An 11,242-nucleotide genomic window follows, 5' to 3' on the forward strand; every position below is an offset into this window, starting at 1 on the left:
TTGGTAGGTTCTTAGTGAGCTGTGAGTGCGGGCTCTTCTTCGTGTTTGATGCCTGCAGCTTCTTTCTTCTTTTCCGCATACGCCTGGATTGCCGGCCCTAATTGCGCCATCACTGCATCCAAGTTGAATGAGGTCGGCTTCTGGCGTGGCGGGTACTGCACGAATTCTTCAATCTGTGCCGCCACGATGCCTTGCACCAGGTAGAGTTGCGGAATGTGATCGAACATCCAGTCGAGATAGGTATTCGAGTTGTCGATGGCTCGCTCGAACGGATCACGCCGTAGGTGGATAATGTCGGGCAGGCGAAGCTGTACAAAAGGCTGCTGCCAGACTCTCATTTTTTCCGCTCTCTGCTCTTGGAATATCAACTTATAGTCGCCCGCCCGGACCGCCATGATTCCGCCGTCATCGCTGACGTAGAAGAAGGACTGCCTTGGGCTCTCCTTTACCTCGCCGGTCAAATAGGGCAGTTGGTTGACGCCGTCGATATGGACGTTGAACGTTTTGTCCCCAGCCTTGTATCCGGCGAGCAGCTTCTGGTTAATGTTCGGTTCGCCGGCCGCAGCAAGCAGCGTCGGCAGCATGTCCTGGTGGCAGACGATTCCGTTCAATGTGGAGTTAGCCTTGATCTTGCCGGGCCAACGCATGAACGACGGCACGCGCCATGCGCCTTCCCAGTTTGTGTCCTTCTGGCTGCGATACGGTGTGTTCGCGCCATCGGGCCACGTGTCGTTCTCGGGGCCGTTGTCGGTGGAATACATGACAATCGTATTGTCGGCGATGCCGAGTTGATCTACCTTGTTTAGCATTTCGCCGATTTGCTCGTCGTGAGTCACCATTCGATCGCTGTAATCGTCCTGCCCGCTCTTGCCGCGGTTCTTGGCAGCGAGGTGAGTTCTTACGTGCATAGCCGTCGCGTTATACCAAAGGAAGAACGGCTTGTCCGCCTTTACCTGCTTTTCCATCCAGGCGAGAGCGCTGGCGGTGATTTCCTCATCGACGGTCTCCATGCGCTTCTTCGTTAGAGGACCGGTGTCCTTAATTGTCTGCTTGCCTACTCGACCAAAGCGTGGATCAATCGTGGGGTCATCTTTGTCGGTTGCGAAACAATGAAGTACGCCGCGGGGGCCAAATTTTTCCTTGAATCCCGGGTCCTTGGGATAGTCGGGTAGTTCCGGCTCTTCTTCCGCGTTCAGGTGGTAGAGATTCCCGAAGAACTCGTCGAATCCATGAACGGTGGGCAAGTATTCATTGCGATCACCGAGATGGTTTTTGCCAAACTGACCGGTAGCGTATCCGAGCGGTTTCAGAAGTTCGGCGATAGTCGGGTCTTCAGCATGAAGTCCGACTGCAGTACCTGGTATACCGACCTTGGTCAAGCCGGTGCGGAGAGGATTTTGGCCAGTGATGAAGGCCGCGCGTCCAGCTGTGCAGCTCTGTTGGCCGTAGTAGTCGGTAAACTTTACGCCTTCGTTCCGGACACGATCGATGTTGGGCGTACGATAGCCCATCTGGCCATCGCTAAAGGCGCTGACATTCCATATGCCGACATCATCGCCCCACAGGATCAGAATATTGGGTTGCTTTGTAGCCATAATGTGTTCCTTTCGCCAAGCAATTCGAGCTACGGAGTGAATCGACTGAAGGCACATGTAGTCCATTCAGGAGGGCACCGCGACCCAGCGGTACCAACGCGGCGAGGATTCAGGGTCTTAAGAAATTCGAATCTTTTCGCCGATCTCCCTGCACAGGCCAAAGAAACTTGGACGATGTACAAGATTGAGCAGGACTAAATCTAGAACTCTTTGTTTTTTTTGTGAACTGTCACTATTGACAGAATCTGACTCTGCCTAATGGGGAGACCAGACCCACGGATTGGTACAGGAATGACGCGCGAAACCCCAAAAAGCCGTGCGCACTAGTATCAATTGGTGGCAGGCAAGGTGATCTCGGACACCTTGACAGTGGCGACTTGGCGATGATGGTCAGAGTCCCATCGAGAGAGCGTCAGCGTCAATTATCGCGCTGGCTACCACTACCATCCGGTTCGGCTGCCGAAGGCGCTAATCGCAGCTCCCGATTTACCTGGGGCCAGTACTGGCGTAACAGGTTTCCGCCAAACCTCCAACCAATGTCAGAAGCGTAACGAACGAAGGTGCTGCCAACTCCCCGGTTTTGCTCAGGCCAGTAAGTATTGGCGAGCGCTTCGCCGGCGAGTGGGCCAAGCAGTCCAGCGTAATTCACAACCGGTCTACCGGAGTCGCTCCGCGTCCGCACCAGCCTCACAGCGCTGTATTTCACAGCCTGTTTGAAAGACAGGTCCTTCTTTACGTAGAAACGTGGATCTTCGTGCAGCATGGACGCGAGCAGGAAAGTTCCGAACAAATTGTCGGAGGCGGCTCGGGCCATGCCAGATCCGAAGCGCTTGCCGTATCCAGAAGCTCCTTGGCCGTATCCAGAAGGGCTATCGATCGCTTGGTCGTACGCTCCCCCGAGCAATGCGGCGCCGACAGTGGACAGCGAAACGCTGTTGTTTGCTGCCAGCTTAAACTTATCCCAACTGCTGAGCGGCCCTCTTACTGTGGCCAGATCGGGAAAGACCAGGGACTTGCGCTCCAAGAGTTGAACGAAGTCCACACCAGTCGACAGCGGGTTGGTTCCGTGCGATGCTGTTTGCGATTTTGTGTTGGGAGGAGCTATGAGGCTTTTCAGCACCATGCTTGTCTTGGTTCCTTGCTCGGCGCTTAACGGCAACCCTTTCTCATTTACTATCTTTAGTAAGTTCGCTAATTTCGAATCCGATTGATTCGGCGCGACCCTTGTCGACAATTCGAGAGTACTGCCCGCCGACCACTCCCAATATTCAAGTGTGAGCCTGGGAAACTGGGGCTGAGACGTGGATTCCCATGTTGTCGAGTTGATGTCGGCAATTCTTCTCACCGATGACCAATTAATGGATACCTGCGCCTCTTTTAATAGTTTCTTTTGATTAGGGCTCAGAGCCGTGAAGACCTCTTCGCCAGTTACGGCTACTGCGTTAGGCTTGTACTTCTGCCCAACGGCGAAGGATGTGTTTGCTTCGGCGCCTGTTCTATCTATCTCGCATCCAAAGTGCTCGCGAAGTTTTGAGCTGTCAATCCGCTTCTCGCCATCAGGTAATCGCACCTTGACCGTGAGGTCGTTTTTAGCGCCCTGCCTAACCCTGAGAATCACTCCCTGCTCAAGTAGGCTGAGATTGTCGGTATCGAAAAAATAGATCTGACTTCTCGTCTCTTTTTGAAATCCCAAGGAAGTAACTACGGATTCGGTCGTCTGAGGGGAAATCAAGAGCTTGATTTCTACGGGACACACTCGTTGCGCGCGTAAGGCCGAACACAGAAGCAGCAGAACAATCACTGATGACCATCTCTGCTTCCGGCTACTTCCTGGCGATTTCGCGAAGTTGTCTTGCATTGTCGATGTGGTTATGGACTGTTTGAATGCTAATGTCGTTTTCGAATGATGTGACCTGTCAGAAATAACAGTTTTTAATTCAGAAACGAAAGTAGTTCATTGATCGATGGGTTGCACGCAACGAACATTGCTGCATTCAGGCTGGTAGCATCAGTCTGCTTAACATTCTTGTGGACGGAGAATCTCTAATGGGCAAGGGGCCTGCGATGATCGTTATCGTCAGGCACGCAGAGAAGCCTGCTTCTCGACAATTCTTACAACCTGCTCTCTCCAGAAGAAGGGAGATCTTTCGACCTTCTTTCAGGAGGGCACTACAACCTAAGCTGATGTCCTTCGCCCGTCATCTAAGGAGGGATGCGTCGAGCGTCAGCGTCTTATGGGGTTCTGTGCATGCCATCGAAACGTGGGCAGATTATTTCTCGAAAGCAAAAACTCTATTCCAGTCCTTCTTCATGCTGATCACCGTCCACCCGTTCTTGATCGCCATTTCGTAGTAGGCCTGAGGGAATGTTCCCATTTTGACGTCGGGTAGTCCGAGCGCAGGGCCATACGCATATTCGCGCTCGGCGTCGTCGTGCAGCACCAGCATGGCAAGCCGTGCACCGTCACCGCCTTTTGTATATTCGAGCATCTGTTGATCGCCTGGCGTATTCCCAAAGGCTGCAACGGGACGGCGACCAATGACCATGTGAATGCCCTCGACCTTTCCGGCAAGGTTATCGTTCAGGACCAACTTGGGCTCTTTGATGAGGACAGGCTTCCCATTTGCGTCATGGCTATATGTCACGCCGCCCATCGATCCGACCACCTGCTCTGGCGGGATTCCGTAGGTCTGCTCGGAGAACACCCGGACAAAGTCCTGGCCACCACCGGTAACAATGTATGTCTTGAAGCCGTTGTCACGAAGGTAGCGGATAACCTCCTGCATGGGTTGATACGTAAGCTCGGTGTACGGACGCTTCCATCTGGGATCCCTGGCGGAGGCAAGCCAGGTTTTCACATCGGACCGGAATTGGTCAGTCGTCATGCCTGAGAGCGTTGCCATGAGGAGCTTTTCGAGGTCCTGCATGGGAAGTTTTGCTATGGCCGCGCGGTCTCCCGAGAGAACGGTCTTGAATGGCTCAACGTCCTTCAACTCGGGCTTTGCCGCGACCAGCGCCGGAACCCGGCTGAGGCAGTAGAATCCCTGCGTCGCTAGAGGCTGTTCAACCCAGAGAGTACCATCCTGATCGAATGTTGCGATGCGTTCTGCGATCGGTACGAACTGCGGACTTGCGGAATCTGTAGTTGCGTGGACAAAGTCTACGATCGCTTGCTTTTCGGGGCCTGTGTTCCAGGACGGTAGTGGGTCGGTGGTTTGAGAGAAAACAGTTACTGAAAAGAACAGAACAAGAATCGAAGTGTAGATTGTGCCGAAGAGGAATCTACGAAAAGGAAGGCGTATCGTCATCGAGGTGACCTTTCCCGAAGCTGCCAGGAATTCGCTTCGGAGTAAACAGACAAAATAGTCAAAACGACGCTAAGGCCGCAGCTCACTTTCCGCTTTGGCTTTGGACAGTTTCAATGCTAATGCCGTTCTCGAATGAAGTGACCTGTCAGAAATAACAGTTTTTAAAACAGGAACGAAAGTAGGCAGTAATCGATTGGTTGCACGCAACCAACCTTGCAGCATTGAGGCTGTTAGCATCAGTCTGCACAACATTTTTGCGGACGGAGAATCTCTAATGGGCAAGGGGCCTGCGATGATCGTTATCGTCAGGCACGCAGAGAAGCCTGCTTCTCGACAACCCCACCTGGCGTTGCGAGGAAGAATGCGTGCCATTGGTCTGTCGAAGTTGCTCCCCAAAATTGTGAAGCCTGATTTCGTATTTGCATCCACTTCGACCAAGCATTCCGCCCGACCTTACCAGACAATCCGGCTTACTGCAGATAAACTCGGCCTCAATGTCAGCACGAACTATGCCGACAAAGAGACCAAAAAGATCGTGAGGGACTTACGTCGGAGGGAGTTTGAAGGCAAGACGGTCTTAATGTGCTGGCATCACGGCATGATGCCTAAATTGATCCGTGAATTGGGATACGAACCACCTTACGAACCATGGCCAGAGGATCTTTACGATCGCATTATCTGCCTTGATGGGGACGGACTCAAGAATCTCCCTCAACGCCTTTTGTTCGGAGACACGCTGGACTGAAGATCCGTCCGCAACAATTCCCAGCCTGCAGCGCATACCTCGTCCGTTTCGGCGAAAACATCCCGAGGCTACTTTGGAGGCTTTACGGGACACTGCGCATCGAAGGTGGCCTGCATCCGTTTCAATTTCAGCACTCCGTAGAACACTGTAATCGCCATTGCAAGAACCAGAAATCCGGAAAGCTTCTTCTCGACGCCGTAGGCCCCCTCGCGGTTGGCCACGTAGCCTGAGACGATCAGGACGAGGATTCCGAGGTTGATCACCCAGTTAACCGGTTTCGACACGATGTAATCCAGCGTGCCAAATCCACCGAGCTGATAGAGCATGAATGGCAGGATTGCAACCATCGGCAACAGTTCCGATGCGCCGAGGCTAGTATCAAGGGTAGCCGGGGTTATCGCGTGCAGCAGCCTGCTGTGCGCTAGTTGGTGGAACAACGCAGGGATTGCACACAGTAACGGAACCACCGCAAGCAACTCGAGAACCAGCGAGCCGCTCCAGACGCCTATTTTTGATGAAGGATCGGCTCCCTCACCTGACTGCTGCGTGCCGATGAAGAGTCCACCCACGATTGCCGCAGCGCTCGACAGCATCAGCAACTCCACGGTGATACCGAAGCTCTCCGGCTCTCCCGCCTTGAGCAGCAACATCGCCAGAAATCCTGGCGTGTAGAACATGACGCGTACAAGTTTCGCCCAGACGCGTGCGTCTCGCTCCGGTGGAAGAACTGGAAGCGGGCGCCCATCGGTTCCGATTGTTGGTCTGACTTTCGACATGATGATGTTCTCAGGATGCTTTGGTGCTGTGATTTAAAGTCCACCTAGCTCAGCGTGGCCTTTTCTGCGGGATTCAGTACCACTTTTCTTCACATCGAGAAACATATGGCCGCAGCTCCGCGTTGCCTGCGGGCCAAGTGTTTGAGGCAGTTTCTTGTCAGCCTTACTGCGACACGGCTTTCGCAGTGGCCTTCGATGCGTCTTTTATACCTACAGCGGTCTTCTCGCCGGCCTTTTCGGTGTACTTCACTGTGACAGCGGTTCCTTTTTTGGCTCCCAGATAGGTGTCGACGCCGGCCTTCTCGGTTCCCTTGGCCACTTCCTTGCTACCTTCAGCAACACCCTTGCTGGCGTCGTCGGTGCCCGCAGCGACAGCCTTGCCGGTATCCTTGGTGCCTTTTACGGTCGTCTTCTCCGTCCACTTGAACGTGTGCTCGGTGCCGTCTGTTGCTTTAACAACAAATGTCTTCGATTCCTTATCGACGCTCTTCACAACCCCGCTGACAGCATGGACCACGTCGTCCTGCGCGATGGCTTTTTGAAAACCAATCGTCATCGCCAAGGCCATGATCCCTGCGAGGACCAATCTGAACCGCTTTGCATGTACTACCATCAGTAATTCTCCTTTGAGGTTTTTTGTTGCACCCAAGTGAAATTAGCACCCATTTCGCGGGACTGGTCGCCGGTTGTCCTCGAAAACAAAACGGAGCCACGGGCCAAAAAATGAAGCGCTGTATTGCTTCCCATTCTATAGACTCCAAAACTCCACCACACCTGTCAGAAATGACATACCCAGGGATCTGAGCGAGAAGCCCATACCGTTCTGCGTGATTGGCTCGATATTATCCATACTGTTTGAAATGACAGTTGCTATTGAATCGCAATCCGACTGAACTAATTGCGAACCTGGAAGTTAACATTGATCCATCGAAAGCTGAATACGATCTGAGAGCTTGAGATGGCGCTGAGTGATGCAGCTCACATACCTCCTCCGTGATGAAGGCGGTATAAACGGGTTATTAGGCCGGTAATATGCTTGGTTTTGATTTAGATGTTTGGGACTATCTGACCTTCCTGGTGATTTTTGTCCTTGTCGGCGCCTTTCTAGTTGTGGCCATCCTGGTTCTCGGTTTGCCAGGGCGGATCGCGATCGCGCGCAAGCATCCCGACGCCGACGCAATCAACGTCATGGGTTGGTTAGGCTTCCTGGCAATCGTCCCCTGGATGCAGGCGTTCATGTGGGCTTTCAAACCCACAGACGTCGTCGATATTCGTTACTTCCCAAAACAAGAGCGCGAAAACATTCAAGAAGAACTGGCGCGACTGACCGGGCGGGCTGCTGCTGAAAAGAAGCTGAATTCTGAAGAGTCGAAGCCTTCCGCAGCGACCAAGCCTTCCGCAGCGACCAAACCTCCCGCCGCGACCAAGCCTCCCGCCGCGGACTCAACATTATGATGTTCGCTTTTCTCGTCACGTTCATATTCGCGCTATTTGTGTGGCTCGTTTTCTTTAAGTTCAAATGGCTCAAATTGACCCCGACCTGGGGAGTTATCACCCTCTTCTTCGTCGTTCATCTCTTACTTACTTTTGTCATCGGCGTCCGCTTTGTTGCTCCGTACTCAACGAACCTGAAGGTTGTTCAACATACAATCCAACTCGTTCCGCGCCTTCCTGAACCCACTCTTGTAACTGCTGTGCTGGTTAAACCAGATGTTTTTGTGAAGAAGGGACAGCCGCTGTTCCAATTCGATCGTCGGCCGTATGAATACCAGGTTCAGCAACTGAAAGCGCAATTGGAGGCTGCGAAAGCCGGCAGGCTATCTTCGAAATACAAAGTCGACCAGCTAAACGCCGGCCTGGCTGGAGCTAATCAAGAAGTGCTGATGTACAAATCCGATCTTGAGGCTGCCGAACAAAAAGTCGCAAGGACGAAGAGTGAGCTGGAATATGCCAGCTACCAGCAACAGCTCTCGCAGGGTCTGGCACAAAATGGCGCCGGTACAGAAGAAGATGCGCAGAAGTGGAAGGCGCAGATGAATGCCGACGAGGCCGCAGTATCGCAGGCAGTGGCCGAGGCAGAGCGTTCCCGGCTCAAGTACAAGTCGCAGTGGGAGGGAGTTAATACGACCGTGGCCGGTGCAAGCGCCGAGTTGAAGCAGAGCGCGGCTGCACAGAAACAAGCCGACGCAACGATCGCCAGCGTAAAAGCTCAGCTGGAACTTGCGCGCTATTACCTGGAGAATACCCTCATGGTGGCGCCGGAGAACGGCTATATCGTGAATCTTCAGGTGCAGCCGGGTATGGTCGCGGGCATCTATCGTGTTGGCGGCATTGCTTCGTTCATTGTCGATAGTGATCGCTATCTGCTGGCCAGTTACACGCAGCAGAATCTCAAATATGTGAAGGTCGGACAGCCCGTTGAAGTCGCGCTGGACCTTTATCCCGGTCAGATCTTCCAGGGCAAAGTAGACAGCGTCTGGTGGGCGAATGGGGAAGGACAATACCTGCCCAGCGATGTTATTCCGCAGTTCTATCCGGCAGATCCGATGAAGCCCCTTGGGCAATTTGCTGTGAAGATCTATCTCAACAATCCCGCACAGGTTGGCCTCCCAATTGGCGCGCAGGGGGCCGCTGCCATTTATGCAGGAAAAGGGGGCTTCGCGGTAGTTCGAAAAATCACGATTCGCATGCACTCGTGGTTCAACTGGCTTTACCCGATGCCATTCTGATGAAACTCGTCATCAACTCAGCGTCGAACAATCGTCCGGGAATAGGACCAATCTTCATTTCGTCTCTGTGCTGCGTGATCGTAAGTGCGGTTGGAATCACAATCTGTGGGTGTGCGCTTCACAAACCGCCCTCACACCCTGCGATTGTCGATCAGGCATTGCCAAAAGCTACGCCCTTGCCATCGACCTGGAGCGCTAGCCAGAATGCCGGGAATGTTGCTGGTGACTGGGTAAAGTCTTTCAACGACCCTGGTCTTGATTTCGTCGTCTCCGCAGCCATTGCAAACAATCTCGACCTGCGGCAATCGGCGGCGAGGGTTGAGGCAGCCCATCAAAACGTGATTGTCGCCAGCGCAAAACTCAAGCCGATGATTCATGTACCTCTCACCGGCGCGAGCACTCTTTCCACCGACTCAGATAAGACCGAGCAGATCCAGAGCAGCACGGCGCTCCTGGAGGTGGCTTGGGAAATCGATGTCTGGGGTCGTGTACGCTCCCAACGCGCCGCTGTGGAGGAGAACTACGAGGCCATCGCACTCGATTATGCGTTTGCACGGCAATCAATAGCCGCGACGACCGCCAAGAGTTGGTACCAAGCCATTGAGACTCGTCAACTGCTCACTTTGGCGCAGGAAAACGTAGACATATACGCAAAACTCCTCGAACTCGTGAAGCTGAGAAGGACTGCGGGAAAGGTCGCAGATCTCGACGTGGCAGAAGCGAGTTTTCAGCTGAGCGAAGCTCGAAACCAACTTGCAATTGCGCAAGGGCTGAACAGCGAGGCGCGGCGTACATTGGAGTTGCTCATCGGACGGTATCCATCCGCAGAACTGGAAGTGGCAGCTACGTTCACTCCTTTGCCGCCGCCGTTGAATCCGGGTCAGCCATCCTCGCTGCTTGAAAGGCGACCGGATATTGTTGCGGCTGAGCACCGGGTATTTGCGGCGTTCCGAACAGAAGAGGCTGCTAGATTGGCGCTGCTTCCTAACTTCACGCTCAATATAGAGGGAGGGCGTCTAAGCGATCCGCTGCTCTCTGTGCTGGGCCTCAATCCCTGGTTGATTCACAGCGCGATCGGAATGATCCTGCCAATTTATGAGGGAGGAGCATTACGAGCGCAGGTCAAAATCGCGACGGCACAACAGGAGCAATCCGTGGCGAGTTTTGGCAGTGTGTCACTGAAAGCCTTCGCCGAGGTGGAAGTGGCGCTGACAAACGAAGTATTGATGGCCAGGCGTCTCCCATATATCGAAAGCGCCGTTCACGATCACGGCGAAGCCGTCCGGGTGGCAGGCTTGAGATATAAGGCAGGGAGCATGGATTTCCTGTCAGTCCTGCAATTGCAGGAAAGCCAGATTCAGAGTCAGGCAGAGCTTATCAAATTGCGCAATGCGCAACTCGCCAACCGCATCAACCTGCATCTCGCTTTGGGAGGCAGTTTCGATAATTCGTCTGCCTCCTATTCCCAGGTGCGAAATGCCAGGAATTAGCTAAGAACTGTTACTTGTAACAGTTGCAGCTGCGAAGTTGCAGTATTAATGTCGCGAACGGAAAAAACTAATGTTGTGGAGAGTGGAATTCTCCAGATCCACCAAGGTCGTCTTAAACAAACAACAACTAGCGAACGACATCAACCGGGGGTTGACCTATGAGCACAAAAGACGCAAAGAAGATGCTGTCGGTGATACTTGGTTTCATTCTTGTTACGGTCCCACCACAGTGCGCGTACGGATACCAGGCTTCGGGATCAGATTCTGCGAGTGGTGTTGGGAACACTGAAGCCACTCCGATGACTGCGAGTGAACTGCAGGCCTTGGTTGCGCCTATCGCACTGTATCCGGATGCATTGGTGGCCCAAGTCCTCGCGGCCTCGACGTTTCCAGATCAGATCGCAATCGCGAACTACTGGCTTCAGCAGAACAAGAACCTGACTGGGAATTCGCTGATGCAATCCGTGGATAAGCAATCATGGGATCCGAGCGTGAAGGCGCTCACACAGTTTCCCTCTGTGCTCGACAACATGGCGAAGAATCTTACCTGGACCTCCTCGTTGGGAGAGGCATATCACAACCAGTCCGCAGATGTAATG

At 53.4% G+C, this 11,242-nt stretch carries 10 protein-coding genes; 5 read left to right on the forward strand and 5 right to left on the reverse strand.

Annotated features, from left to right (window positions below):
- Positions 1-11: 11 nt before the first annotated feature.
- The 3 genes from WA354_RS04770 to WA354_RS04780 all read right to left on the reverse strand — a co-directional run bounded on the left by WA354_RS04770 (position 12) and on the right by WA354_RS04780 (position 4,903).
- A complete protein-coding gene (locus WA354_RS04770) occupies positions 12-1,595 on the reverse strand; it encodes an arylsulfatase (RefSeq protein ID WP_472811864.1) in 1,584 nt (527 codons plus the stop codon).
- A 418-nt stretch (positions 1,596-2,013) separates the two neighbouring features.
- Positions 2,014-3,396 (reverse strand): CYTH domain-containing protein, encoded by a 1,383-nt coding sequence (locus WA354_RS04775; RefSeq protein WP_472811865.1) that lies wholly within the window; start codon positions 3,394-3,396, stop codon positions 2,014-2,016.
- A 469-nt stretch (positions 3,397-3,865) separates the two neighbouring features.
- On the reverse strand, positions 3,866-4,903 hold the full coding sequence (locus tag WA354_RS04780) for an HAD family hydrolase (protein WP_472811866.1): 1,038 nt from the start codon (positions 4,901-4,903) through the stop codon (positions 3,866-3,868).
- Between the two features lie 274 nt (positions 4,904-5,177).
- Between WA354_RS04780 and WA354_RS04785 the strand changes: the two genes are divergently transcribed.
- Positions 5,178-5,648, forward strand: a complete 471-nt coding sequence (locus WA354_RS04785) for a hypothetical protein (RefSeq protein ID WP_472811867.1) — start codon at positions 5,178-5,180, stop codon at positions 5,646-5,648.
- Positions 5,649-5,716: 68 nt separating this feature from the next.
- Here WA354_RS04785 and WA354_RS04790 read toward each other — a convergent pair whose 3' ends face one another.
- A complete protein-coding gene (locus WA354_RS04790) occupies positions 5,717-6,424 on the reverse strand; it encodes a hypothetical protein (RefSeq protein ID WP_472811868.1) in 708 nt (235 codons plus the stop codon).
- Between the two features lie 163 nt (positions 6,425-6,587).
- On the reverse strand, positions 6,588-7,037 hold the full coding sequence (locus WA354_RS04795; protein ID WP_472811869.1) for a hypothetical protein: 450 nt from the start codon (positions 7,035-7,037) through the stop codon (positions 6,588-6,590).
- Positions 7,038-7,456: 419 nt separating this feature from the next.
- Between WA354_RS04795 and WA354_RS04800 the strand changes: the two genes are divergently transcribed.
- From WA354_RS04800 to WA354_RS04815, 4 genes are all read left to right on the forward strand, one after another.
- On the forward strand, positions 7,457-7,879 hold the full coding sequence (locus WA354_RS04800; RefSeq protein ID WP_472811870.1) for a DUF3302 domain-containing protein: 423 nt from the start codon (positions 7,457-7,459) through the stop codon (positions 7,877-7,879).
- The gene (locus WA354_RS04805; RefSeq protein ID WP_472811871.1) at positions 7,876-9,153 is read left to right on the forward strand and encodes an HlyD family secretion protein; all 1,278 of its coding nucleotides are present in this window, start codon (positions 7,876-7,878) and stop codon (positions 9,151-9,153) included. Before WA354_RS04800 ends, WA354_RS04805 begins: the two co-directional genes overlap by 4 nt.
- Entirely contained in the window at positions 9,153-10,643 is a 1,491-nt protein-coding gene (locus WA354_RS04810) for an efflux transporter outer membrane subunit (RefSeq protein WP_472811872.1), read from the forward strand. Before WA354_RS04805 ends, WA354_RS04810 begins: the two co-directional genes overlap by 1 nt.
- Positions 10,644-10,801: 158 nt before the next feature.
- Positions 10,802-11,242, forward strand: a 441-nt coding sequence (locus WA354_RS04815) for a DUF3300 domain-containing protein (protein ID WP_472811873.1), incomplete at its 3' end; no start/stop codon positions are given.

The organism is Occallatibacter sp. (genome assembly GCF_049802275.1).
GTDB lineage: Bacteria > Acidobacteriota > Terriglobia > Terriglobales > Acidobacteriaceae > Telmatobacter.

What these genes read in the sequence shown, in the direction of transcription:
- WA354_RS04780 (WP_472811866.1), bottom strand. Translation starts at nt 4,903, where the DNA reads ATGACGATACGCCTTCCTTTTCGTAGATTCCTCTTCGGCACAATCTAC.
- WA354_RS04795 (WP_472811869.1), bottom strand. Translation starts at nt 7,037, where the DNA reads ATGGTAGTACATGCAAAGCGGTTCAGATTGGTCCTCGCAGGGATCATG.
- WA354_RS04785 (WP_472811867.1), top strand. Translation starts at nt 5,178, where the DNA reads ATGGGCAAGGGGCCTGCGATGATCGTTATCGTCAGGCACGCAGAGAAG.
- WA354_RS04805 (WP_472811871.1), top strand. Translation starts at nt 7,876, where the DNA reads ATGATGTTCGCTTTTCTCGTCACGTTCATATTCGCGCTATTTGTGTGG.
- WA354_RS04810 (WP_472811872.1), top strand. Translation starts at nt 9,153, where the DNA reads ATGAAACTCGTCATCAACTCAGCGTCGAACAATCGTCCGGGAATAGGA.
- WA354_RS04770 (WP_472811864.1), bottom strand. Translation starts at nt 1,595, where the DNA reads ATGGCTACAAAGCAACCCAATATTCTGATCCTGTGGGGCGATGATGTC.
- WA354_RS04800 (WP_472811870.1), top strand. Translation starts at nt 7,457, where the DNA reads ATGCTTGGTTTTGATTTAGATGTTTGGGACTATCTGACCTTCCTGGTG.
- WA354_RS04790 (WP_472811868.1), bottom strand. Translation starts at nt 6,424, where the DNA reads ATGTCGAAAGTCAGACCAACAATCGGAACCGATGGGCGCCCGCTTCCA.